23 protein-coding genes are annotated in these 24,908 nt (G+C 61.7%); 15 read left to right on the forward strand and 8 right to left on the reverse strand.

Annotated features, from left to right (window positions below):
• Window positions 1-22: 22 nt before the first annotated feature.
• From QTL96_RS18225 to QTL96_RS18235, 3 genes are read right to left on the reverse strand one after another with little or no spacing between them, the layout of a single operon-like run.
• The gene (locus QTL96_RS18225) at window positions 23-1,636 is read right to left on the reverse strand and encodes a response regulator (protein WP_289728654.1); all 1,614 of its coding nucleotides are present in this window, start codon (window positions 1,634-1,636) and stop codon (window positions 23-25) included.
• Window positions 1,637-1,638: 2 nt separating this feature from the next.
• Window positions 1,639-2,064 (reverse strand): response regulator, encoded by a 426-nt coding sequence (locus QTL96_RS18230; protein WP_018898394.1) that lies wholly within the window; start codon window positions 2,062-2,064, stop codon window positions 1,639-1,641.
• Window positions 2,051-4,138, reverse strand: coding sequence for an ATP-binding protein (locus QTL96_RS18235; RefSeq protein WP_289728655.1), 2,088 nt, complete (start codon window positions 4,136-4,138; stop codon window positions 2,051-2,053). The genes QTL96_RS18230 and QTL96_RS18235 overlap by 14 nt, the downstream gene beginning before the upstream one ends.
• Before the next feature lie 224 nt (window positions 4,139-4,362).
• Here QTL96_RS18235 and QTL96_RS18240 point away from each other — a divergent pair, with 224 nt between their 5' ends.
• The 3 genes from QTL96_RS18240 to QTL96_RS18250 all read left to right on the forward strand — a co-directional run bounded on the left by QTL96_RS18240 (window position 4,363) and on the right by QTL96_RS18250 (window position 6,307).
• The gene (locus tag QTL96_RS18240; RefSeq protein WP_289728656.1) at window positions 4,363-4,737 is read left to right on the forward strand and encodes a response regulator; all 375 of its coding nucleotides are present in this window, start codon (window positions 4,363-4,365) and stop codon (window positions 4,735-4,737) included.
• Window positions 4,738-5,150: 413 nt separating this feature from the next.
• Complete coding sequence (locus QTL96_RS18245) at window positions 5,151-5,855, forward strand: helix-turn-helix transcriptional regulator (protein WP_047507352.1); 705 nt, start codon at window positions 5,151-5,153, stop codon at window positions 5,853-5,855.
• 14 nt (window positions 5,856-5,869) lie between these two features.
• Window positions 5,870-6,307 carry a response regulator gene (locus QTL96_RS18250; RefSeq protein ID WP_289729144.1) on the forward strand — a complete coding sequence of 146 codons (438 nt, stop codon included), beginning with the start codon at window positions 5,870-5,872 and terminating at the stop codon, window positions 6,305-6,307.
• A gap of 7 nt (window positions 6,308-6,314) precedes the next feature.
• On the opposite strand, the gene QTL96_RS18255 is transcribed toward QTL96_RS18250, so the two are convergent.
• The 4 genes from QTL96_RS18255 to ybaL form a co-directional block, all read right to left on the reverse strand.
• Window positions 6,315-7,010: an ATP-binding protein gene (locus QTL96_RS18255; RefSeq protein ID WP_289728657.1), complete on the reverse strand. Its 696-nt coding sequence runs from the start codon at window positions 7,008-7,010 to the stop codon at window positions 6,315-6,317.
• Between the two features lie 110 nt (window positions 7,011-7,120).
• Window positions 7,121-9,661, reverse strand: a complete 2,541-nt coding sequence (secD, locus tag QTL96_RS18260; RefSeq protein ID WP_112973714.1) for a protein translocase subunit SecD — start codon at window positions 9,659-9,661, stop codon at window positions 7,121-7,123.
• Between the two features lie 92 nt (window positions 9,662-9,753).
• Entirely contained in the window at window positions 9,754-10,140 is a 387-nt protein-coding gene (locus QTL96_RS18265) for a hypothetical protein (RefSeq protein ID WP_289728658.1), read from the reverse strand.
• Window positions 10,141-10,194: 54 nt separating this feature from the next.
• Window positions 10,195-12,006 carry a YbaL family putative K(+) efflux transporter gene (gene ybaL / locus QTL96_RS18270; RefSeq protein WP_289728659.1) on the reverse strand — a complete coding sequence of 604 codons (1,812 nt, stop codon included), beginning with the start codon at window positions 12,004-12,006 and terminating at the stop codon, window positions 10,195-10,197.
• Window positions 12,007-12,041: 35 nt separating this feature from the next.
• Between ybaL and QTL96_RS18275 the strand changes: the two genes are divergently transcribed.
• Complete coding sequence (locus QTL96_RS18275; protein WP_289728660.1) at window positions 12,042-12,347, forward strand: transcriptional regulator; 306 nt, start codon at window positions 12,042-12,044, stop codon at window positions 12,345-12,347.
• 4 nt (window positions 12,348-12,351) lie between these two features.
• Here QTL96_RS18275 and QTL96_RS18280 read toward each other — a convergent pair whose 3' ends face one another.
• Window positions 12,352-13,776 carry a glycosyltransferase family 39 protein gene (locus tag QTL96_RS18280; RefSeq protein ID WP_289728661.1) on the reverse strand — a complete coding sequence of 475 codons (1,425 nt, stop codon included), beginning with the start codon at window positions 13,774-13,776 and terminating at the stop codon, window positions 12,352-12,354.
• A gap of 644 nt (window positions 13,777-14,420) precedes the next feature.
• Here QTL96_RS18280 and QTL96_RS18285 point away from each other — a divergent pair.
• The 11 genes from QTL96_RS18285 (at window position 14,421) to fliF (ending at window position 24,686) form a co-directional block, all read left to right on the forward strand.
• Entirely contained in the window at window positions 14,421-16,034 is a 1,614-nt protein-coding gene (locus tag QTL96_RS18285) for a globin-coupled sensor protein (protein ID WP_289728662.1), read from the forward strand.
• 63 nt (window positions 16,035-16,097) lie between these two features.
• A complete protein-coding gene (locus tag QTL96_RS18290; RefSeq protein ID WP_018898406.1) occupies window positions 16,098-16,388 on the forward strand; it encodes an STAS domain-containing protein in 291 nt (96 codons plus the stop codon).
• Between the two features lie 2 nt (window positions 16,389-16,390).
• A complete protein-coding gene (gene cheY1, locus QTL96_RS18295) occupies window positions 16,391-16,756 on the forward strand; it encodes a chemotaxis response regulator CheY1 (protein ID WP_018898407.1) in 366 nt (121 codons plus the stop codon).
• A 17-nt stretch (window positions 16,757-16,773) separates the two neighbouring features.
• Window positions 16,774-19,020 (forward strand): chemotaxis protein CheA, encoded by a 2,247-nt coding sequence (locus QTL96_RS18300; RefSeq protein WP_289728663.1) that lies wholly within the window; start codon window positions 16,774-16,776, stop codon window positions 19,018-19,020.
• A gap of 3 nt (window positions 19,021-19,023) precedes the next feature.
• Complete coding sequence (locus QTL96_RS18305; protein WP_018898409.1) at window positions 19,024-19,491, forward strand: chemotaxis protein CheW; 468 nt, start codon at window positions 19,024-19,026, stop codon at window positions 19,489-19,491.
• A complete protein-coding gene (cheR, locus tag QTL96_RS18310; RefSeq protein WP_113009906.1) occupies window positions 19,488-20,399 on the forward strand; it encodes a protein-glutamate O-methyltransferase CheR in 912 nt (303 codons plus the stop codon). The genes QTL96_RS18305 and cheR overlap by 4 nt, the downstream gene beginning before the upstream one ends.
• Window positions 20,396-21,436 carry a protein-glutamate O-methylesterase CheB gene (cheB, locus tag QTL96_RS18315; RefSeq protein ID WP_018898411.1) on the forward strand — a complete coding sequence of 347 codons (1,041 nt, stop codon included), beginning with the start codon at window positions 20,396-20,398 and terminating at the stop codon, window positions 21,434-21,436. Before cheR ends, cheB begins: the two co-directional genes overlap by 4 nt.
• Window positions 21,436-21,825, forward strand: a complete 390-nt coding sequence (locus tag QTL96_RS18320) for a response regulator (protein ID WP_113009907.1) — start codon at window positions 21,436-21,438, stop codon at window positions 21,823-21,825. The genes cheB and QTL96_RS18320 overlap by 1 nt, the downstream gene beginning before the upstream one ends.
• Window positions 21,822-22,376, forward strand: coding sequence for a chemoreceptor glutamine deamidase CheD (cheD, locus tag QTL96_RS18325; protein ID WP_112942790.1), 555 nt, complete (start codon window positions 21,822-21,824; stop codon window positions 22,374-22,376). Before QTL96_RS18320 ends, cheD begins: the two co-directional genes overlap by 4 nt.
• Window positions 22,377-22,389: 13 nt before the next feature.
• Window positions 22,390-22,782, forward strand: coding sequence for a hypothetical protein (locus tag QTL96_RS18330; RefSeq protein WP_047507374.1), 393 nt, complete (start codon window positions 22,390-22,392; stop codon window positions 22,780-22,782).
• Between the two features lie 215 nt (window positions 22,783-22,997).
• Window positions 22,998-24,686, forward strand: coding sequence for a flagellar basal-body MS-ring/collar protein FliF (gene fliF / locus QTL96_RS18335; protein ID WP_289728664.1), 1,689 nt, complete (start codon window positions 22,998-23,000; stop codon window positions 24,684-24,686).
• The last annotated feature ends 222 nt before the right edge of the window (window positions 24,687-24,908 follow it).

Raw genomic sequence — 24,908 nt, forward strand, 5'->3', positions numbered from 1 at the left:
GAGATGAAGGTGAGGATAACAGTCATATCGTTGCGTTTGCTTGGTGCCTTGTTTGCTCTCCATAAAGAATTAGGGCATCTCCGCAAGGCTGCAAATCCAAAGTCTGAACATCCCGTAGCGCAAGTTCCAGCTGCTGCCGCGTCGGCGGCTTGATCATGTAGGCCCGCGCGCCAAGCCTTCTCGCGCGCTCCATGTCGTCCTCATCGCTTGATGTGCTTAGGATGAAGGCCGGTATCGTCTTCAGCCGCGCGTCGCGCGAAAGCGCCTCAAGAACCTCGAACCCATCCATGATCGGCATGTTGATGTCGAGCAGGATGAGGTCGATCAAAGGATCGTGACCACCGGTTGCCCGCTCCTGAAGAAGCCGCATCGCCTCGCGGCCGTTCGAAGCGAGATGCAGGTTGAACGTCACCTTCTCCCGCTTCATCAGCTTGATCTTCAAAAGCTGCACATCGGCCGGGCTGTCCTCGACCAGAAGCACCTCGGCCACTCGGCCGATTCTATCCGCGCGCTGCTCTTCTTGCCGTGGGTTTGCCGCCCCGGTCGGCGCTCTGTCCGTCTCGCTCAAGGCCAGCGGCAGTTCCATGATGAAGGTCGTGCCGCCGCCATCGGCATCCTCGCACCAGATGGCGCCGCCATGCAGCTGCGCGATCCGCCGGCAGATCGCCAGGCCGAGCCCCGTCCCCTCTATGCCGCGCCCGACCAGTCGCTTGAACGGCTGGAAGATCAGCTCGCGATGATCGCGCGCGATGCCGGGTCCGTTGTCGCTGACGGCGATCCGGCAGAGCATGCCTTCGCCTTGTGCCGAGATCCGCACGCGCGGCACTCCGGCCTCGCAATATTTGATAGCGTTGGAAATGATGTTCTGCAGCATCTGCACCAGAAGCGTCCCGTCGCCCATCACCTGGGGCAACGGGCCGCGTTCGATCTCGGCGCCACGGCTGCTGATCTGTTCGCGCAGGTTGCGCTCCGCTTGGTCGACGATCGCCGACAGCGACACCGGCTTGGCCTCGAGATCGCCGGAGGCCTCGAGCTTCGAGAAGCCCGACACCTTGACGATCAGCTCCTCCATGTGGTCGGCAGCGCTGAGCACGTAGCCGAGCAGGTCGTGATCGTCATGCCCCAGAGAAGGCGACGCCTGCAGCAGCCTGCTGAACGACTTGATCGTCCGCAGCGGCTCCTTCAAGTCGTGGGCCATGGCGCGGGTGAAGATCTCGAGCGATTGCTGCTTCTGCTCCAGCTTGGCCGCGAGATCGCCATGCATGATGGCGCTCTGGATGCAGCGGTGCAGCGTCTCCGGCGAAAGCGTGTCCTTGGTGAGATAGTCCCGCGCGCCGCCTTTCATCACCTCGACGGCGATCGTCTCGCTGCCCTGGCCGGTCAGCATGATCACGTTGGCGGAGGGATCGAGCTTCAAGATCTCCTCGAGCACACCGACGCCGTCGCGGCCCGGCAGCGAGTAGTCGAGCAACACGCAATCCGGCCGCTTCTGCGCATTGAGCGCTATGCCCTCGTCTCCATTCTCAGCTTCGTAGACCACGTAGTTCGCGCCCGGCACGCGCGCCAGCATCCGCCGGTAAACCTCGCGGTCGTCGATATTGTCGTCGATAACAAGTACCGCGCTGCCCTCGGCCATGATCACCCCTCCAGAGGCAATATGGCGATCTCGAACCAGTATTCCTTCAGCCTCTGGATCGCGGCGAACAGCCCGTCGAGATCGACAGGCTTCTGGACGTAGGTGTTGGCGCCGAGCGCGTAGCAGCCCTCGATATCGCGCTCGTCGTCAGACGTGGTCAGGATGACCACCGGGATTTTCCGCCAAGCCGGGTTGGACTTGATCGCCTCCAGCGTCTTGCGGCCATCGAGCCCCGGCATGTTGAGGTCGAGCAGTATGAGGCCCGGCCGTGTTTCCATCGTCGCCAGCAGATCCAGCGCCTGCTGGCCCGACGGCGCCCATTGCACCGGGTTCTTGAGCTTGGCGCGCTTGAACGCGCGGATCGTTGCTTCGTAGTCGTCTTCGCTATCCTCGACGATCAGGATCGGCTGTGATTCACGGTGTTGCATGCTGCCCCTCGCGCTTGTGACCCAATGTAAAATAGAAAGTCGTGCCCTGGCCAACCTCTGACTCCAGCCAGACGTCGCCCTCGTGACGGCCGATGATCTTGCGCACGAAGGTCAGCCCGGCGCCGGTGCCGTCATCCGATTCCTGCGTCTTTTCCAGCCGCTTGAAGATGCGGAAGATATCCTCGTGAAACTCGCGGGGAATGCCCTTGCCGTTGTCGCGCACGAAATAGACGTTGCTCGTCCGGCGCCCGTCTTCGCCCAAAACCTCGGCGACGTGGCCGACGGTCACGACCGGTTCGGGCTTGTCGTTATATTTCACGGCATTGGTGATCAGGTTGCGATAGACCTCGGTCAGCCGCAGCGAATCGCAGACGACGTCGGGAAGCTGGCCCTCGACCAGCACCTTCGCCCGCCGCTCTTCCAGATAAAGCTCCATGGTCGAGACCACGTCCTTGACGATCGCATGGACGTCGGTGCGCTTCACCGCCAGCTGCTGGCGCCCGATGCGCGAGAAATAGAGCAGGTCGTTGACCAGCTTCTCCATGCGCTGGCTGAGCCGGACGATGCGGTTGATGCGGCGCACGCCGTCCTCGTCGAGCACCGTCTCGTAATCCTCAAGCAGAAAGCGGGAATGATTGTGCATCCCGCGCAGCGGTTCCTTCAGGTCATGCGAGGCGATATAGGCGAACTCGTCGAGATCGGAATTGCTGCGCTCCAGATCGGCGGTATAGGCCTGAAGCTGGCGGAACATCGTCCGCAGCTGTTCCTCCTGCTGCACCCGCAGGCTGATGTCGCGCAGAATGGCGACGAAGGTGACCGTTGTCCCAGTCCGGAAGGCGCTCAGCGATACGTCGAGCGGGAAGGTCTCGCCATTGCGCCGGATGCCCGAGATCGTACCCGTCGTGCCGGTCCCGCCTTCCTCGCTCAAGAGCAGCGATCGCCGGAAATAGTCGTCGAGCCCCGCATGGAAGGTCTCCGGCAGCAGTATATGGACGCTCTCTCCGATCGCCTCCCTCGACGTCCGGCCGAACATCTCCTCGGCTGCCGGATTGAACAGCGAAATCTTGCCCTGCGGGTCCATGGCGACGATCGCGTTCGGCGTGTTGCGCGTCACCGTGTCGAAACGGATACGCTCGGCATCCAGGCTGTCGCTCTTGCGCTGGAAGAAGAACACGAAGGTCGCCACCAGCCAGAGCATGCCGACGGTGATGGCGCGGTTCGTCGCCTCGTAGCCATAGCCTTCGCCATGCCGGTCGACTGCGAGAAAGCCGAGCAGGATCAGGATGGAGCAGACGAATGCCAGGTTGAAGGGCGCCGTCCGGCTGTTGAACCACAGCGAGGTCAGGATCAGCGGCACATAGATCATGCCGTTCACCACCCCGAGCGGGGTGTAGAGATCGATCATCAGCCCTATGAAGCACAGCGCACCCGGCAGCCAGACGGGCATGCCGCCATGATGATCCGGCTGCAGCCACCAGGACCGCACCAGCATCGCCGAGCCGAGCAGCGTCACGCCGGCCGCGGTATGCACCGCCATGCCGATGTTCGATCCCCAGCGATAGATGTGCTCGGTATGCATCGCGTATCCGGCCAGCGCCGCGATGCCGAGGCCGATCACCACATAGCCGACAAGCTCCTCGAACAGCCGCGCCTTGCCCTTCTGGTCCGGCGGGGTCAGCGCCAGAGCGAGGTTGGAGAAGAACATGACCACGGCGGTATTGAGCGCCATGCCGCCGCCGATGCGGCCAAAGAATGCCGGATCGACGAAAATGCCGGCCAGAAAGCGCTCCATGATCTGCGGCTGGCGTCCGACGAATGTCAGCTCGATCAGCCGGACCCCACTCATCGCGGCGGCAAGCGAAAACAGCAGGAAAGCGGCAAGGCGCGCATTGGCGCCGGTGTAGACCGAGATCACGAGCGCGATCCCGGTGAGGCAGAAGCAGATCGCCGTGTTGATGGCCATCGCCGGCGAATCCGGGATCAGGAAAAGAAGAGGCTCGATCTGCCGCACCCAGGCGAAAAGGATCACGGCGCCCAGCACGAGCAGCAGCACGCCGAGCACGATCGTGGTCAAACGGTGTCGTTCCTGGCGCCAGGGGGCACTCGTCCTTCGACCAATGATCGGCTTCACCACGCGTTGCTCTCCCGTCCGGCGGTTACTATTTCCAGAATTGAAAATTATTCAATATACATCTGCTGCGATAGTTGTGGCTTCGGCGCCGACCGGCAATATGCCTGACATGGATGCTATGCCCTGCGGTCGGATGGAGCGCTGGCGCGAGCGTGGAAGGGGTGGCAATGCCGGCGGTATTTTACGTGGACGACAGCCGCGACGACCTGTTTTACGCGCAGTATGTCTGCCGCAAGGAACGCCCCGACATCGCCCTTTCGTGCTTCCAAACCGCCGATGCCGCCTTCGAAGCGCTTTGCGCATCCGCCGCCGAAGACGCGACGCTGCCCGCGCTCCTGATCGTCGATCTCTATATGCCTGTTGATAGCGGCATCGGCCTCGTCACGCGCCTGCGCGCCGATCAGCGCTTCGCCTCGATGCGAATCGCTGTCTGTTCCGGCTCGGACGCGACGGCGGATCGGGAGCGCGCCTTGGCCTGCGGGGCCGATCGATACGTCGAAAAACCGATCGACCTCAGTGCGCTCGTGTGTCTCGGCCAATAGTCCATCAAAGACAATCGACTTTCTTAGGTATTTATGACGCAATGGTTGCAAGTCTCATTGACACGACTTTGGCTACATTTCACACTATACGCATGAAGCAGTGTGAGACGATGCTGGGGAGAGCCGTTTGACTTTGTTGACGAAACAACCCCGGCAAAATCCGTGACTGAAGTCTGTCGTCCCGCTGACGCGTGAAGGGCGTCGCCGGCGGCGTAGGACAGGCGAATGCCGAGGGTAGGGGGGCGGAAGCGGATGTCGCATGCCGATTTTGTGATCGGCGTGTCGCGGCGGTTTCCCTCGAAACTCCGCACTCGGTCATTAACTGTATCAGTCTGGCGCGTGTCTCCAGAGTTCGGGGATGCCGCCCAACCGGTAACCAAAGGCACGTAGGAGCCAAGAAGCAGGAATGCGGAATGAGTAGCGCGATGGCACTTCCATTTCACGCCGGCCCGGAATTGGGGCGGGCGATCAACCGCACGGATTTCTTTCGACTTCTGAAGGCGGCCGCGCATCACTATGCTTTTGATAGTTTCGCGCTCGCCCGCATCTCAGAGGCGTCGCAGCCCTTCGGCGCGCGCGATATCATCATCACCAATGTCGCCGAACGGCAGACCGGCTTCTTCGTCTACGCCATGGGCCGCGCGCTCGGCTTCATCAAGTCGAAGGCCGCGCAGTTTCTGGCGACCCCCATGAGCGGCAAGGCCAACAATCTCGAGGGCTACCCGCCCGATCTCGTCCTCAACGAATTCGACACCAACAGCTTTCTGCTCATCCCGCTTTTCACGCCGGAGGGGCGCCGCTACTGTGTTGCCTTCAGCGGCAAGCGACAGCAGCCGGACCAGGGCGAAGTCGCCGATATCCTGCTCGATACGATGCGGATATTCGACAAGTTTTACGAAGAAATCCTGGTCAACGAAATGTCAGGCCGTTTGACCCAACGGGAGAGTGAAGTGGTTCGCTGGACCAGTGAAGGCAAGACATCGGCGGAGATCGCCATCATCCTCGGCCTGTCGGAGCACACCGTCAATTCGCACATTGCGGCGTCGGTCAGAAAGCTCGGCGCGGTCAATCGCGTCCACATGGTGGCGATGGCGTTGCGCATGGGACTTGTTTCGTGACCGAAAACGCTGAAGTGAAACCAGAGACGGCTCGCGGCGAGACCGTCAAGATCCTGTTCGTCGATGACGAATTCATCGAATTCCGCTCCCTGAAGAAGACCGTCGCGGCTCTCACCGATCCGAAGGTCGAGATGGACTACGCGCAATCGGTCACCGATGCGCTGGCAAAGCTCAATAGCGACAGATTCGATCTGATCCTGCTCGACAATCGCCTGCTGCCGAACGCGGACTTTCGCGAGACCGTGCCAAAGCTGCGCGCCGCGAGCTACACCGGCCCGATCGGCGTCATATCGATGGATGTGTCGGACAGCTACTTCCAGCAGTTCCAGGACTATGGCGTCGACTTCCGCATCGGCAAGGACGAGATCGACGTCGAGACGCTGCAGCACATCATCCGCGAATATGTTCGCTATGACATGCCTGATGTCTGGAAGGACGATTACAACATCTGACCTGCCATCAAACGGGCAGGCGGATCGTGAACCGGCTTCCCGTCTCCGCCGGTGATGTGAGTGAGATCGTGCCGCCAAGCGCGGTCACCAGCTCGCGCGCGGCCGCCAACCCCAGGCCCGGCCTCTTCGCGGCGCCCTCCGGCAGCAGGCTCCAGAAAGCGGTGAACACGCTCTCCTGATGTTCCGGCGCGATGCCCGGGCCGTTGTCTGAAATATGGATCGTCCAATGCGTGGCATCGACATCCGCCTCGATCGTCAGACGGCATGCCTCGTCGGCATCCGTGCGATGCATAAGCCCGTTCGCCATCACGTTCTTCAGCACCAGCCCCAGGATCCCCGCATCTGTCCGGATGCCGGGCAGATCGCCTGTCTCGATCGTGGCCTTCGGTGCATCGACCTCGAAGCGCAGCTCTGCCCAGATCTGTGTCACCAGCAGCTTGGTATCGACATCGCTGATCACAAGTCGTGGGGCGCCGGAGGCGAAGCTGATCAACCCCTTGGTCAGCTCCTGCGCGGCCTGCGTCTTGGCAAGGATGGTGTTGAGGTATTCCAGATGCTCGGCATCGATACTGTCGCCGATCTCGTCGATCAGGATCTCCGCATACATCGCGATGTGCCTGAGCGGCGATTGCAGGTCGTGCGAGGCAATGGCGAGGAAGCGCTTGATGCGTGTCTCGTCGGTCTCTGTCGTCGATGGTGACATGTCTCGTCCGCCGGATTTAAGCCCGGGCGGAGAATAGAAAGCGGGCGCCGGTTCTGCAACCGGCGCCCGCATCAATTTCACGAAAGCAACCTGAAAAGGTCGATCCTCTATCAGCCGGCCGACTTGCGCGAGCTCGGCGGAATGATGTCGACCTTGTCGTCGTTGCTCGAAACCGCGGCGCGGTGGCGCGTGCGCCAGTCGCCGAGGAAGAGCAGGATCGGCGCCGCGATGAACACCGACGATGCGGCGGCGACGAGAATGCCGAACACCATCGGGATCGCGAAGCTTTCGACCGCGCTGCCGCCCCAGATTGCCATCGGCAGCAGGGCGAGGAAGGCGGTGACGTTGGTGTAGATGCTTCGGGCGAGCGTTTCGTTGATCGACTTGTCGATCAGTTCGCGCAGCGGCATCGACTTGTAGAGGCGCATGTTTTCACGCATGCGGTCGTAGACGACGACCTTGTCGTTCACCGAGTAGCCGACCAGCGTCAGGATCGCCGCGATGGCGGTCAGGTTGAAGTCGAGCCCTGTCAGCGCGAAGAAGCCGATGCACTTCGTCACGTCGAGAATGAGCGTGACGATGGCGCCGACCGCGAACGGCCATTCGAAGCGGTACCAGATGTAGAGCAGCATCGCGAGGCTGGCGATCACGACGGACAGGATGCCCGCCCATGCAAGCTCGCCGCTGACCTTCGGGCCGATGACATCGGTGCCGGTCACGGTTGCCGACGGATCGATCTTGACGATCTCGTCCTTCAGCTTGGTCACGGCAGCCGTCTGTGCCTCTTCACCGCCGTCCTGGCGCTGAGCGCGGACAGCCATGGTGTTGTTGTCGCCATAGGACTGCAGCGACACTTCGCCGAGGCCGAGGCTGTTCAGGCCTTCACGGAACTTGGCGAGATCGGCTGCTTCCTGCGTCTTCACCGACATCTGGATACCACCACGGAAGTCGACGCCGTAGTTGAGGCCAGGGTGGAAGAAGAGCACGACCGATGCGACAGACAGCAGGGCAGAGACGGTCACGCCGAAGAAGCGCGCCTTCATGAACTGGATGTGCTTGTCGTAGGGGTAGAAGACCGGCAGCAGCGGCTTGATGTTGATGGTCTTCAGCTTGAAGCGGCGGGTGATCTCGATCATCGAAACGCGAACGAACGCGACCGAAGTGAACATCGAGATGATCAGGCCGAGCGCCATGGTGACGGCGAAGCCGCGAACCGGGCCGGTGCCGAACCAGAACAGGATGGCGGCGGCGATCAGCGCCGTCATGTTGCCGTCGATAATGGTCGAGTAGGCGCGGCGGAAGCCGGTGTCGATGGCCGCGAACGAGCCCTTGCCCTTGCGGGTTTCTTCACGGATGCGTTCGTTGATCAGAACGTTGGCGTCAACCGCCAGACCGATGCCGAGCACGACGCCGGCGATGCCGGGCAGCGTCAGCGTGGCGCCGACAAGCGTCAGTGCCGAGAAGGTCAGGATCGTGTGGATGAGCAGCGCCACGTTGGCGAGAATGCCCCAGGTTCCGTAGAGCAGGAAGATGAAGGCTGCGACGAGGACGAAACCGACGAGACCGGAATAGATACCCATCTGGATCGCATCGGCGCCGAGGTCGGCACCAACCGTGCGTTCTTCAATGACGGTGAGCTTGGCGGGCAGGGCGCCGGCGCGCAGCATGGCAGCAAGCGTGTTGGCCGTATCGGTCGAGAAGTTGCCCGAGATCTGGCCGGAACCGCCGGTGATCGGCTCGCGGATGACGGGCGCGCTCAGCACCTTGTCGTCGAGAACGATGGCGAAGGGATTGCCGACGTTCTGGCGGGTGATGTCTGCGAAGCGGGTCGCGCCGGCGCTGTCGAAGCGGAAGCTGACGACGGGCTGCTGGCTCTGGTCGAAGCTGACGCGGGCGTCGGACAGGCGGTCGCCGGAGATTTCGACACGGTCGAGAACCGGATAGGTGTTGCCTTCATCGTCCTTCAGCATCGTCACGCCGGGGCCGGGAGCATTGTTCGGCGCGAGCATGTGGAAGGACATCTTGGCGGTCGAGCCGAGAAGCTGGCGAAGACGCGTCGGATCCTGCGCGCCCGGAAGCTGCACGAGAACGCGGTTTCCGCCAATGCGCTGGATCGTCGGTTCGGCGACGCCGACCTGGTCGACACGCTGGCGAATGACTTCAAGGCTCTGCTGGACGGCGCTGTCGACGTTGCTGGAGATACCGGCGGCCGAGAAGGCAACGATGATGTTGCCGCCACTCGTCGTGACCGAAAGGTCCGACTGGCCGGCGGAAATGCCTGTTGCGATCGTGTTGCCGAGCGTGCGCAGCTGCGTCACGGCTTCATCGGTCTGCGCTTGATCGTTCAGCGTCACGACGATCTGGTTCTGGTTGCGAACGACCGACTTCGGCTGGATGTTCTTTTCGCGCAGCACGCGGCGTGCGTCCTGCAGAAGCGACTGCAGACGCTCGCGCGTCAGGTCGGCTTCATCGACTTCGAGAACGAGGTGCGAACCGCCGCGAAGGTCGAGACCGAGCGAGACCTGCTGGTGAGGGAGCCACGAGGGAAGGCGCTGCAATGTGGATTGCGGCAGGACATTCGGCAGTGCGATCAGAATGCCGAGGAGAATGATCACCGTATAGGTGGCCACCAGCCATGGTGAGGTGCGCATAGTGTTGTCTATCCTTGATAACGCTGGAACCTGCGCTTCGGACGCAGGCAGGCGTGTCGTAAATGCAATGGGAGGCGCCGAGGCGCGTGTCGTCAGGCCGCGAAAGCGGGCGGTCCATGCGAATCGTATGGCTTCGCGTCGGCCGCGTAAAACGCGGGCGAAGTCGATTGCGAAAGCCGGAGGAAGCCGGGCGACAAGCGCTCGAAGACTTGCAGGTCAGCGGTAGCCGCGTCGCCGGAAGCATAGGTCGCGTATTTCTGCGCGACCTTCCGGTCGGCTGCCAGCACGCCGCGCACGACGTCGCGTGCGCTCAGCTGCAGCGGCTGACTATCCTTGCTCGAAGAGGAAAATGCATTGTTGGGGCCGCGCGTGGGGCCGAGCACGAGATTGCCGCCGAACAACAGGCCGAGATAGGCGAAGATCGCGACAGCAAGCGAGACGGCAACGCGACCGGTCATGCGGCGCGTATCGAACCTCATCTGGTCGTCCTGCGGATTTTCAATCTCGAACCGGCTCAACGGCGCAAAGTTCTCTCATTGCTTCTCGGGAGAAGGCGTTTCCTCGGCCGCGCTTATACCAGCCTCGGTCTCGACTTCATAGGGTGAACTGTCATGATGCACTTGAGAGAGACGGTCAAGCATGCCCATGGCGATTTCGCGCTCGCCCATGATCACGGTATCAGCACCATATTGCCTGAGTTCCTCGACCTCGGCGTCCGAATGTGCACGCGCCACGATCAGCACGCCCGGATTGACCTCGCGCCCCTGTTCGGCGACGCGGCATGCCTCGAATGCGTTGGGAATGGCGATGACAAGGCTTCGCGCGCCCTTGAGATTGGCGAGATCGAGCACCTCGCGCGTGACGGCGTTGCCACCGATCACTTCGATGCCTTGATCGCGAAGTGCCGCGATCCGGTGGTCGGAATCCTCGATGACGAGGAAGGGCGTGCCCGAGGATTTCAGGTTTTGCCCGACAATGCTGCCGACCCGGCCATAGCCGACGAGAATGGCGTGGCCCGAAAGCTTGGTCGCATGCACTTCGTCCGCCACGACCGGCTGCTCTTCCACCACTTCGGTCGTGGGCTCCGCGGCCGGCTCGGGTTGGGGCTCCTCGCGCTTCGGCTCCAGCAGCGGCCGCAGTTTGTCGCAGGCATAGAAGAGAAGCGGGTTGAGGATGATCGATATGATGGCGCCGGCAAGGATCAGGTCGCGGCCTTCTTCCGGCAGCAGCCCGAGATCGACGCCGAGAGCGGCGAGAATGAAGGAGAATTCACCGATCTGACCAAGGCTTGCCGAAATGGTCAGCGCCGTTCCCACGGGCTTGCGGAACAGCTGCACGATGAGGAAGGCGGCGACCGACTTGCCGATGACGATGATGAAGATGGTGGCGATCAGCGGGATCGGCTTTTCGATCAGGATGTTCGGATCAAACAGCATACCGACGGAAACGAAGAACAGCACCGCGAAGGCGTCGCGAAGCGGCAGGCTTTCCTGCGCGGCCCGATGGCTGAGCTCGCTTTCGGCAAGAACCATGCCGGCGAAAAAGGCGCCGAGCGCCAGCGACACGCCGAAGAGCTTCGATGCGCCGAAGGCGACGCCGAGCGCGATCGCGAGAACGCCAAGGCGGAAGAGTTCGCGGGACCCGGTGTGAGCGATGCGGTGCATCGTCCAGGGAATGACGCGCCGGCCGAAGACCAGCATCACGCCGACGAAAAGCGCCACCTTGACCAGCGTCATGCCGATGATGCCGCTGATGCCCATGTCGAGCCCGAATATGCGGTTCACTGCTGCCGACAGCGGCTCGACGGTCCCGTGGCCGCTACCGATGCTGGCGGCCGCCGGAATGAGGACGAGCGCCAGCACCATGGCAAGGTCTTCGACGATCAGCCAGCCGACCGCGATCTTGCCGCGTTCCGTCTCGACGAGCCGGCGCTCCTGCAAAGCCTTTAGGAGCACAACGGTCGACGCGACGGAAAGAGCGAGCCCGAAGACGAGGCTCCCGCCCGTGGGCCACCCCATCAGCGCGCCCAATCCCCAGCCGAGCAGGGTGGCGAAGCCGATCTGCACGATGGCGCCCGGCACGGCGATCCCGCGCACCGAGAGAAGGTCTTTCAGGGAGAAGTGCAGGCCGACGCCGAACATCAGCAGGATGACGCCGATCTCGGCAAGTTCGGGCGCCAGGTTCTGGTCTGCCACGTAGCCCGGCGTATGCGGCCCCACCAGAATGCCGGCGATGAGATAGCCGACCAGAGGCGGCAGTTTCAGCCGGTTGGCGAAGGCGCCGAGGATGAACGCAAGCACGAGACCCCCGACGATTGTCGAAATCAAAGGTGTATCGTGCGGCATAAGCGGTCTCCCCGACTGGAAATCCTGATTAAATTATGACATATATGGATAATATCAACCAATATGGGTGGTTTGACATTATGGGTCAAGGCGCGAAGGAAACAATTCTCACCCCCGCTTTGTGCCGTGCGGCAAGGGGTCTGCTGGATTGGACGCAGGTCGACCTCGCCGACCATGCCGCCGTCTCCCGCAGCACGATCCGCGACTACGAAGGCAAGCACCACGAGCTGCACCGCGCCACCGAAGCGCAACTGCGGCTGGCCTTCGAAAATGGCGGCGTTGCCTTCATCGAGGTCGAAGGCAAGGGCACCTGCATCTGCCTGCGGTCCGCAAGCGAATGATACGCTACTTCGCCGCTGCCAGGCAGCTGGCCTTCACCTTGTAGGCGTAGATCATATTTCCGCGATAATAGCCTTCGCTCGGCTGCCATGACTTGATGGTCTGCGGCGTCTCCGCGCACTCGAAGGGCTGCGTGGTGACGAATAGCACTTCGTCGCTGACGGTATTGGGCAGCGCGAAGGTCTGCTCATAATAGTTGTCGGGCGCTTCCGCCGGCGGCCGCGCATAGATCTTCAATGGTTCGTTTCTGAGCGTATGGTACATGTCCGCGAGGATGTCGCGGCTGTCGCTGACGATGATCGCGGTACCCGCCTGTCGCGCCAGATCGCCGGCTTCGCGGCTGACGGCGCTGCGGCCGAGATAGCGTTTCATCACCTCGTTTCCATTCGGCAGCACGAGCTGGTGCGCGAAGATGGCAGCGAGCGGAAAGAGCACGCTGGCCGTGCCGTTGATCGCGAAAGACACGCGCAGCCCCTTGGGCCAGACGCGATGAAGCAGCCAGACGGCGAGGATCGTGCCCGCCACATAGGCCGTCACCGCCCAGTTGGCATAGGCCTTGGCGATGAGCGCCTGGAAGGTGATCAGGAGCACGACAGGCACGGAAAGCCAGATCAGCAATTTCTCGATCGGGCTGCCTTGCCCTCTCAGAGCCCGGTAAACCGCCCAGAGGATCGCGAAGAACACGATCGGCCCGACAACGCCAAACTGCGCGGCGAAGAACTCGATCCCGTGCCCGACATTGAGGCTCAGCCCGCTCCAGTGGGCGATGCTGGTCGTGTGCTTGATCGTCGTGGCGTCATGGGTGGCGTTCCACCAGAGGTTCGGCGCCGCCACCACGATGGCGGTTGCCGCCGAAATGAAGAAGTCGCGCCAGCCGATCCGCGCCATCGGCAGAAGCAGCAAGGCGATCAGGCCGCCGGGTACGACGAACAGGATCGCGTACTTCGATAGAAACGCGCAGCCGAAGGCCACGCCCATCATCAGCGCAAGGGTGATCGAGCGCTGGCGGGTCAGGCCGAAATAGGCAAACAGCGCAACAGCCAGGAAGAAGAGCAGGATGACGTCGGTCGAGAAGAAGACGGAAGACAGCGCGACGCCGGGCAGCGTGATGTAGGTCACACCCGTCCAGCCCTCGATCTCGGGGCTGACGAAGCGCTTGGCAAGCTTCATCAGCACGAAAGCGGTCGCCATGTGAACAAGAGGACCGCACAGCCGGATCCAGAAGATCGCGGTCGATCCCGAAAGCTCGGTCATCGCGCGGATCACCCAGGCGATCATCGGTGGCTTCGAATAATAGCCGAAGTCGAGATTCTGCGACCAGAACCAGTATTGCGCCTCATCGACGAACAGATCCGTCGTGTCGAAGTGCAAGGTGACGATGCGCCAAAGCGTCACGCCGATAATGATGAGGATACCGAGGCGTGGGGACATGCGTCTGATTTCCGTAACTGGACAAACCATCGTCGGCCAAAGCGCAACACTTCGCCGGCTCAGTGGTTAAACACGTCCATTACTGTTGTTTTATGACGGGAATTCAAAGCACCCGCAGAGGCATGGCGACACGGCCCGCTTCAATACGGTCGAGAAGTGCGACGGCTGTGAGAACAGACACAGCAAGAAAACATGCACCCAAACCCAGAACAATCATTGCTCAATCCCTATGACGTCATGTCGTGATTTGGCGGGGATATAACACGAAGCTTGCTTCGAACTTGTAGCAGCGGCGCAACGTCACACCAGTATTTCATGGATGGTTATTCGCGTTGCTCCGAAAGCCCACATTCATAAAATGGGTATTAACCTTCAGGCAAGGAATTAACCATAAACATTGCAATACACGTCGGAATGGGAAAATTTTAGCGTTCCTAGCAGGCATGACGCCGAACCGCCGTACCGGCTCAATCCGGTATCGATCTCTCAAGTAGCTCTAAGATAGTCCGCACTGATCGCGACAGGTCCGACCGCCGGCGTTAGCCCGCGTCAGGTCCGCACGCATCCGTGTTGGTGTCAGGAGGCTTGATTTCTCTTCGGGCGATATGCCCGGGCATTGGTTGGGGACAGGCGTGGGGCAGAATATGCCATCGGATCAGGATCGTGGAGCACAGGCGGGCAGCCTGCGTGACCGCCTGCGCTTTGCCGGCCTCGATGCCGAGCAATGCGAGATGGTGCGGCGCTATCGCCCGGCGCTCCAGCAGCACCTGACGTCAGGCCTTCGCGATCTCTTTCAGCGTTTCCAGTCGTTTCCCGATGCCGCCCGCAATTTCGAGAGCGAGCGCCAGGTCGATCGGCTTCATGATCTGCAGACGTCGCACTGGGATGTGCTGACCGATGCCCGCTTCGACAGCCTCTACGCCGAGCGCGTCAAGGTCCTGTCGGATTCCGAAAGCAAGATGGGACTGGACCCTCGCTGGCATGTCGCCGGCCACGGCGTCGTCCTTGAGCACATCATTGCCGGCCTAGCCGACGAGCTCGCCGGCTCCTCTATTTTGCCGAGCGTCAAGCGTCGCAAGCGCGAGATCGCCGATCTCATGACCGCGCTCATCCGGCTCGTCATGGTCGATGTAGAGATCGCCGTGTCGTTGCGCTTCAATTCTATGCGCGCGTCGCAGCAGCGCCAGATCGCCGATCAGCGAAACAGCGACAAGGCCGAGGTCGCGCGCGTATTCTCCGACGTCATCGAAGGCCTCGCCGCCCGTGACCTGACGGCCCGCGCCGTCGTCACCGAGGATGGGCCGCATAATGATGTCGCCCTGGCGCTGAACGGCGCGCTCGAAGCATTGCAGACCGAATTCGGCGCGATCAGCGAGCGCACTCTTAAGGCCGAAGCATCGGTGCAGGTGCTTGGCCAGTCCGCCCGCAATCTCTCCGGTCACGCCTCTGGTCACGCCGAGCAGCTGCTGGCGTCGGCCGCGACACTCGCCGATCTCTCCGAAAACGTGCGCCGCAGTGTCGCCGGCAGTCGCGCGGCTGAGGATGCAGCCGCATCGACGCGCGCGGCAGCCGAAGCAAGCGGCGAAGTTGTCGGCCGCGCTATCTCCGCCATGGCCGATATCGAGCAGTCCGCCGAGCGCATCGGCCAGATCATCGGCGCCATCGACGAAATCGCCTTCCAGACCAACCTGCTGGCGCTCAACGCCGGCATCGAAGCGGCCCGCGCCGGCGATTCCGGCCGAGGCTTTGCTGTCGTCGCGCAGGAAGTCCGCGCGCTGGCGCAACGCTCGGCCGATGCCGCTCGTGAAATCAAGACGCTGGTCACCACCACCAAGTCGCAGGTGGATGCCGGCGTGCAGATGGTTGGCCGCACGCAGGATTCGATCGGCAGCATCGTGCGCCAGGTCACCGATATCAACGCTGCCATCGCCTCGGTCGCCAGCCAGACCAGCGACAACGCCTCCGTGCTCGATGCGGTCACCACCGACGTCAAGGGTCTGGGCGCACGCGTCGCCGAAAGTGCTGGCGCCGCATCGCATGCAGCCGATGGCGCCGACGATCTCCATACCGTCATCGTCGAGCTTGGCCGCACGGTTCGCGAGTTTCGCATTGCCCGCAATCGTGCCGAGGCAGCAGAGCGTCGCCCCATCCGCGCCGTCGATGTCCAGCCCGCCCGCCGGGTTGTCGAGGAAGTCGACGCGGCATTCGATTTCAACCCTCCGCTCGCAAGTCTCGGAGGCGGACGAAATGCTTACTGAAGCACTGAATTATGACGGCGGCTCACATTCGTTGGGCGCCAATCAGCAGATAGGAAAAGTCTGATGGCAGCAAAAAAGAGTGGGAAGACGCTGAACCTGGCGGCGACCATTGACCTCAACGAAGCCGCCGCCCTGCGCGACAAGTTTCTGTCGATGCGCGGCAGCGCCGTGTCGATCGATGCATCGGCTGTCGAGCGCGTCGGCGCCCTCGGCGCGCAGGTGCTGATGTCCGCCGCCAAGACCTGGGACCAAGACAAGCATGCGTTCACCTTCACCAAGGTTTCGGACGCGTTTCAAAAAACCATGCAGCTGATCGGTGTGGATGTTCACCCGCTGCTCGCCAAGGAGATTTAGTAATGAAGAAAAGAGTGCTGACCGTGGATGATTCACGGACGATCCGCAACATGCTCCTCGTGACCCTCAACAATGCGGGCTTCGAGACGATCCAGGCTGAAGACGGCGTCGAAGGTCTCGAGGTTCTGGAGACATCCCACCCCGACGTCATCGTCACCGACATCAACATGCCGCGTCTCGACGGCTTCGGCTTCATCGAAGGCGTTCGTCGCAACGACAAGTACCGCGCCATTCCGATCCTGGTCCTGACGACCGAAAGCGATGCCGAGAAGAAGAATCGCGCACGCCAGGCCGGCGCCACCGGCTGGATCGTCAAGCCTTTCGACCCTGCCAAGCTGATCGATGCCATTGAGCGCGTAACCGCTTAAACTCAGGAATTTCTTTTATGGATATGAACGAAATCAAAGAGATCTTTTTCCAGGAATGCGAGGAACAGCTCGCGGAACTGGAATCCGGTCTTCTGAAAATGAATGATGGCGATCGTGATCCGGAAACCGTCAACGCGGTATTTCGCGCCGTTCACTCGATCAAGGGCGGCGCTGGCGCCTTCGGTCTGGACGATCTCGTCGCCTTCGCCCATGTGTTCGAGACCACACTTGATTGCGTTCGTTCCAACAAGCTAGAGCCGACCCAGGACGTCCTGAAGGTCATGCTCAAGTCGGCCGACGTGCTCGCGGACCTGACCAACGCCGCCCGTGACGGCGGCAGCGTCGACGAGAGCCGCAGCCGTGGCCTCGTCAAGGAGCTGGAAGCGCTTGCCAACGGCGAACTCCCATCGCCGTCAGCCGCTTCCGAAGCGCCTGCAGCAGCTCCGGCACCGGTCGCAGCAGCCCCCGTCAAGCCGACCGATGAGAGCGGCTTCGAGCCAATCCCGTTCTCGTTCGACGACTTCAGCGACGACGAGACCTTCGAGATCACCTTCAAGCCGCGCTTCGAGCTCTATTCCAAGGGCAACGACGCGACGCTGCTGTTGCGCGACCTCAGCCGGCTCGGCGAGATGAGCATCTATTGCAACATGGACGCGCTGCCGGGCCTCGACGAGCTTGACCCTGAGGCCGCCTATTTCTACTGGAACATCACGCTCAAGACCGACAAGGGCGAAGACGCGATCCGCGCGGTCTTCGAATTCGCCGAGTGGGATTGCGAGCTGACCATCACGACCGTCGCCGCCGAAACCGAAGCCGCTCCGGCCGAGGAATTGCCGATGGTGCCCGTGCCCTTCGATCTCTCGGCGCTGGATGACGGCACCGATGCGCCGGCTCCGGAAAAGACGGAAGCTGCCGTCGCGGTTGCCGCTGCGGAAACGGCTTCGAACGTGACGCAGATTGCGTCCGCCGCAGCCCGCGTCGAAAAGAAGGAATCGGCTGCTGCCGCCAATGCCGCCGCTGCCGCCGCCGCCCAGAACAATGCCGCCGCCAACAGCGCCGGCCAGACCATCCGCGTCGATCTCGATCGCGTCGACCGCCTGATCAACCTTGTCGGCGAGCTCGTCATCAACCAGGCGATGCTCTCCCAGAGCGTCATCGAAAACGACACGACCGGCACGTCCTCGATCAACATGGGCCTCGAGGAGCTGCAGCAGCTCACCCGCGAGATCCAGGATTCGGTCATGGCGATCCGCGCGCAGCCGGTGAAGCCGGTCTTCCAGCGCATGTCGCGTATCGTCCGCGAAGTCGCCGACATGGTCGGCAAGTCGATCCGCCTCGTCACCGAAGGTGAAAACACCGAAGTCGACAAGACCGTTATCGACAAGCTTGCCGAACCGCTGACCCACATGATCCGCAATGCCGTCGACCACGGCATCGAAAGCCCGGAAAAGCGCACCGCCGCCGGCAAGGATCCCGAGGGCACGATCAAGCTCTCCGCCAAGCATCGTTCGGGCCGCATCCTGATCGAACTGCAGGACGACGGCGCGGGTATCAACCGCGAACGCGTCAAGCAGAAGGCAATCGACAACGACCTGATCTCGCCGGACGCCAACCTGACGGACGAGGAAATCGACAACCTGATCTTCGCGCCGGGCTTCTCCACGGCCGACAAGATCTCTGACATTTCCGGCCGTGGCGTCGGCATGGACGTCGTCAAGCGCTCGATCCAGGCGCTGGGTGGTCGTATCAACATCACCTCGCGGCCGGGCCAGGGCTCCGTCTTCACCATGAGCCTGCCGCTGACGCTCGCCGTCCTCGACGGCATGGTCGTCACGGTCGCCGGCCAGACGCTCGTTGTTCCGCTGACGGCGATCGTCGAAACGCTGCAGCCGGAGGCGTCCGCCATCCACTCCTTCGGCGCCAGCCATCGCCTGATCTCGATCCGCAACTCCTTCTGCCCGCTGGTCGATGTCGGTCGCATCCTGAACTTCCGCGCCACCCAGGCCAATCCGGTCGAAGGTGTTGCCCTGCTCGTCGAATCAGAAGGCGGCGGTCAGCGCGCGCTCATGGTCGATGCCATCCAGGGTCAGCGCCAGGTCGTCATCAAGAGCCTCGAGGCAAACTACACCCACGTTCCGGGCATTGCCGCGGCAACGATCCTCGGCGACGGTCGCGTTGCGCTCATTCTCGATGTCGATGCAGTCGTGGGCGCTTCGCGCGGCCAGGCGCTGAGACAGGAAGTATCCTTGGCGGCGGCGGGTTAAGTCATGTCCTATATCGTGAAAAATCTGAGCGAAGGGCACCGCGAACTGATCGCGTTCCGCGTCGGCGATCAGGAGTTTTGCGTCAATGTCATGTCGGTTCGCGAGATCCGCGGCTGGACGCCGGCAACGGCCATGCCGCACTCGCCTTCCTACATGAAAGGGGTCATCAACCTGCGTGGCGCCGTGCTGCCGATCATCGATCTCTCGGCCCGTCTCGGCATGAAGCCGACCGAGCCGACGCAGCGCCATGTCATTATTGTGGCGCAAGTTCACCGAAAAGTAGTTGGTCTGCTTGTAGATGCGGTGTCGGATATACTGACTGTTAGTGAAGACAACGTACAGCCAACGCCCGAGATCGCGTCCGAACTGCAGCGTCAGTTCGCGCGCGGGATCATGGCGATCGAAAAACGTCTGATCTGCCTGTTGGAACTGGAAGCCATATTCCCTGACGCGGAAAGCGAAGCTGCATGAGTGTCTTGAGTGCAAAAGATGTAAGACCGGGGAGCCCCGACGAGGTTCTGGCGAGCGGCGAATACCCGCTGACGCGCCGCGACCTCACGGAAATCGCCGCGATGATCTACTCGGATGCGGGTATCTTCCTCAACGAGACCAAGGCATCGCTGGTCTATTCGCGTCTTTCCAAGCACATTCGCAATCTCGGCCTGTCAGGCTTCCGCGAATACTGTTCGCTGGTGTCTTCGCAGGCGGGTGCCGCGCCACGCCGCGAAATGCTGTCGCATCTGACCACCAATTTCACGCGCTTCTTCCGTGAAAACCATCACTTCGAGCATATGCGCGACCACGTGCTGCCGGAGCTCTTGCAGCGTGCCAAGTCGGGCGGTCGCGTCCGCATCTGGTCGGCCGCCTCGTCTGATGGCCAGGAGCCCTATTCGATCGCGCTGACGGTGTTGTCGATGATGCCGAATGTCGCCGATTACGATTTCAAGATCCTCGCGACCGATATCGACCCGAAAATCCTCGCCATCGCCCGCGCCGGCGCCTACGACGAAAGCGCGCTCGAAACCGTTTCGCCCGCCATGCGCAAGCAGTGGTTCAGCGAAGTCAATATCGACGGGCGCCGCAAGTTCCAGGTCGATGACCGCGTCAAGCGGCTGATCACCTATAACGAGCTCAACCTGATGGCCCAGTGGCCTTTCAAGGGCAAGTTCGACGTCATCTTCTGCCGCAACGTCGTGATCTATTTCGACGAACCGACCCAGATGAAGATCTGGTCGCGCTTCGCCGAGCTCATGCCCGAAGGCGGTCATCTCTATATCGGCCACTCCGAGCGGGTGTCCGGCGATTCCAAGCATGTCTTCGACAATATCGGTATCACCACGTACCGCTATACGACCAAGGGCCTTGGGAGGAAGGGATGAGCATGGCGGCACGTGTTCTCGTTGTTGACGATTCTCCCACCATGCGCGGTCTCATCACCGCCGTGCTGCAGTCCGATCCTGACGTCGATGTCATCGGCCAGGCCGGCGACGCCATGGAAGCGCGCGAGGCGATCAAGAAGCTCAATCCGGATGTCGTGACGCTCGATATCGAGATGCCGAACATGAACGGCCTCGATTTCCTCGAAAAGATCATGCGTCTGCGCCCGATGCCCGTCATCATGGTGTCGACGCTGACGCATCGCGGCACCAACGCGACGCTCGCGGCATTGGAGATCGGCGCGTTCGATTGCGTGAGCAAGCCGCAGCCGGGCGACATGCGCCCCTTCGCCGATCTCGCCGAAAAGGTGAAGGCCGCCGCCCGCTCGCAGCGCCGTCCCGTCATGGCCCCGCAGCCTGTCGCGCCGCCGCCCGCGGTTGCCGACTATCGCGTTGGCCGCAAGGTGGTCGCGATCGGCTCGTCGACCGGTGGCGTGGAAGCGCTGATTGCCGTGCTGCAGAAATTCCCGGCCAACTGCCCGCCGACCGTGATCACGCAGCACATGCCGTCGACCTTCACCAAGAGCTTCGCGGAGCGGCTGAACCGCCTCTGTGCGCCTGTCGTGCAGGAAGCGACGGATGGCGCGCGGCTCGAAATCGGCAAGATCTATCTGGCCCCCGGCGGCGAGCGGCATCTGCAGGTGGTCAATCCATCCGCACCCTGCTGCCGCCTTCTCGAGCGCGAGCCCGTCAATGGTCACCGGCCCTCGGTCGATGTTCTCTTTGATTCCGTCGCCGAGCTTGCGGGTCGCAATGCCGTCGGCGTGATCCTGACCGGAATGGGCCGCGACGGCGCCGCCGGTCTCCTGAAAATGCGCCATGCAGGCGCCCGCACCCTCGGACAGAACGAAAAGACCTCGGTGGTCTACGGGATGCCGCGGGTAGCTTTCGAACTCGGCGCTGTCGAACAACAGCTGCCGCTTAATGCCATTGGCGAGGAAATCTTGAAGATGACCGCCCGTAAGGAAGGAACTGACTAATGTCACTCGCAGAGAAAATCAAAGTTCTGATCGTCGACGATCAGGTCACCAGCCGCCTGCTGCTCAGCGACGCGCTGACCCAGCTCGGCTTCAAGCAGATCACCTCCGCCGGCGATGGCGTGCAGGGCATGAAGATCATGGCCCAGCAGCCGCACCACCTGGTCATCTCGGACTTCAACATGCCGAATATGGACGGCCTCGGCTTCCTGCAGGCCGTTCGCAGCAATCCGACGACCAAGAAGGCAGCCTTCATCATCCTCACCGCGCAGGGCGACCGCGCGCTGGTCACCAAGGCGGCGGCCCTCGGCGCCAACAACGTCCTGGCCAAGCCCTTCACCATCGAAAAGATGAAGGCGGCGATTGAAGCCGTATTTGGAGCGCTGAAATGACAGTCGAGGTTGCGGCCCGCCGTGTTCATATCATTCAGGGCGAATGGAAGGTCCTGAATGATCCGAACGCGGTCTTGACGACCATTCTTGGCTCGTGCGTGGCTGCATGCCTACGGGATCCCGTGGCCGGCGTGGGGGGGATGAACCACTTCCTTCTGCCGGGCAACGCCACGACGCCCATGACGGGGGGAGATGCCACGCGTTATGGCGTGCATCTCATGGAACTGCTGATCAACGGTCTCTTGAAGCAGGGCGCGCGTCGCGACCGCCTGGAAGCCAAGATCTTCGGAGGAGCGAAGACGATCTCGACATTCTCGAATGTCGGGGAACAAAATGCCGCTTTTGCCACGCAGTTTCTGAAGGATGAAGGCATCCCCATCGTCGGTTCCAGCACCGGCGGCGATCACGGGCGCAAGCTCGAGTTCTGGCCGGTGTCCGGTCGCGCTCGACAGTATCCGCTGACAGGTGCCGAAACCCAGAAGACCGTCGCGCTCGAACAGCGTCCGGTTGCCCCGCAGAAGCCAGTTGAAACCAGTATCGAATTCTTCTGAGCCGAGGTCCCTAATGAACGTGAATGCACAGGCGGATCAACCGTCGCCGGTCGAAGCTCTGCCCGATATCCTGATGCGGGTCGTGTCCGAACTGCACGACGTCGCCTATCTGATCGAACGGATCGAGCCTCAGCTTCTTGAGATCGGCGGCGAAAATCTGCTGAACGCGCCCGAAAGCATGAAGGTGCTGCAGGGTATCGACCTTGCCGTGCAGAAAGCGCGCGGAATCGCCGAGTTCATCGACACGATCACCGGCGAGATTTCCAATGAGTGGATGGTCGATGTCGCAACCGCGCTCAGCCTCGTGAAGCTCAGCGAAATGCAGCGCGCGCTGGGCGGTGGCGGCATGCGCCACGGTCATTCCCAGCCGATCAACAAGGCAGCCGGCGACTTCGATTTCTTCTAGAGCATATCGCGCGCAAAAGCGTGCAGCGGTTTGCGATGCCGACACGCGATAAAACAATGGCTTGAAGCGTGGCGCGTAAATCCGAAGGATCGCTGCACGCTCTAGCCGGCATTCTTACTTAAACGTCAATACGAAACGCTCGCACAAGTTTCGGCTTTTATAGGTCAAATTAGGCGATAGGCCTGCTTTGTCTGTAAAGATCGTGCGAGAACAGAATGAATCTGTTAAATCAATTAGTTCCGATTATTAGGAACTTTAGTTCCCTTGGGCGGAATCGCCTGCTGGCGTTGGCCGGCATTGGGGTTGTTTCCGTGGCGCTCATTCTCGGCGCCGCACTATTCGTTAACAAACCTGCTCAGGAAACGCTGTATGTCGGGCTCGATTCGTCCGACCTGAACCAGATCAGTATCGCGCTCGCAGAATCGAACATCGCGTTCCAGGTCGGTTCCGACGGTTCGAGCATCACAGTGCCCGCCGGCATGACCGGCAAGTCGCGTCTGCTGCTCGCCGAAAAGGGCCTGCCCAACAGCAACAACGCTGGCTACGAACTCTTCGACAAGGTCGGCTCGCTCGGCCTGACCTCCTTCATGCAGGAAGTGACCCGCGTTCGCGCGCTGGAAGGTGAGATTGGCCGCACGATCCAATCGATCTCCGGCGTATCGGCGGCGCGCGTGCACATCGTCATGCCCGAGGTCGGCAACTTCCGCCGTGCCGAGCAGAAGCCGACGGCATCCGTCATGCTTCGAGCGAGTGCCTCGACCGGCCGCGCCGCGGCAAGCTCCATCCGTCACCTTGTCGCCTCGGCCGTGCCGGGGCTTGATGTCGGTGATGTGACCATTCTCGATTCGGCCGGCCAGCTGCTCGCCTCTGGCGACGAGGCCAGCAACAGCAATCTCAACCGCTCGCTCGGAATCGTCCAGAACGTCCAGGATGAAGTCGAATCCAACATCGACAAGGCGCTCGCCCCGTTCCTCGGCATGGACAACTTCCGCTCCAGCGTCACTGCCGACCTGAATACGGACGCGCAGCAGATCCAGGAAACCGTCTACGATCCGGAATCCAAGGTCGAACGCTCCATCCGCACGACCAAGGAAGCGGCCCAGTCGCAGCAGACGTCGAACGACAACGCCGCCACGGTCCAGCAGAACGTTCCGCAGGCTGCTCCTCCAAGCGGTGGCTCGAACGGTCCTGCCTCGCAGGACAAGTCCGACAAGAAGGAAGAGCAGACCAACTACGAGATCAACAGCAAGACCACGGCGACAACGCGTAACAGCTACAAGGTCGAGAAGCTCTCGATCGCGGTTGTCGTCAACAAGGGTCGCATCGCAAAGATGGTCGGCGAACCTGCCGACCAGACGAAGATCGACGCCTATCTCGCTGAAATGCAGAAGATCGTCGCTTCGGCTGCCGGTATCCGCACCGATCGCGGCGACGTGGTCACGGTCACGGCCATGGACTTCCTCGAAAACCAGCTTCTCGAAGAAACCGGTTCCGGCGTCCGCGTCATGGACATGCTGAGCCGCAACCTCGCAGGTATCATCAACTCTCTCGCCTTCGTGGTCGTCGCCTTCCTGGTCATCTGGATGGGTGTCCGTCCGATGGTCCGCAGCATGACCGGTGGCGGTGCCGCAATCGCTGGCGACACCTCGATCGAAAGCGCCGGCCTCGAACTTCCGGACTTCGCACCGGCCGGCGACGCCGGCGGCGGGGCCCTCATGGACGGCTTCGGCTCGGACTTCGGCTTCGACAGCACCGAAGATCTCCTCAGCCTCGGCGACGACGACGGCAGCTTCAATCGCCGGGTCAAGGAAGGGCCGGAGCGCAAGCTCGCCCGAATGGTCGAGATCAACGAGGAACGCGCAGCGAAAATCCTCAGGAAATGGGCGGTCGACAACGCCGCGTAAGACAAGGGCCGGGAAACCGGCCCTTTCCTTTTTCGGCACATCGCAAGCACGAAAACAGTGCATGACTCGCGTTTGACGCGAATCGTATTGCCATATGGCCTCGAATCATCTTAGCTTACTATAACTTCTAAGAGATGAATTCCTTGTGCGAATCGGCGCACAGTTCGCGGCGAAAGTAAATCCCCAGAACTCGGAGATGGTGATTTGCATTCATTGACGTAC

It is taken from the genome of Rhizobium sp. S163, from assembly GCF_030380805.1.
In the GTDB taxonomy this organism is placed as follows: domain Bacteria; phylum Pseudomonadota; class Alphaproteobacteria; order Rhizobiales; family Rhizobiaceae; genus Rhizobium.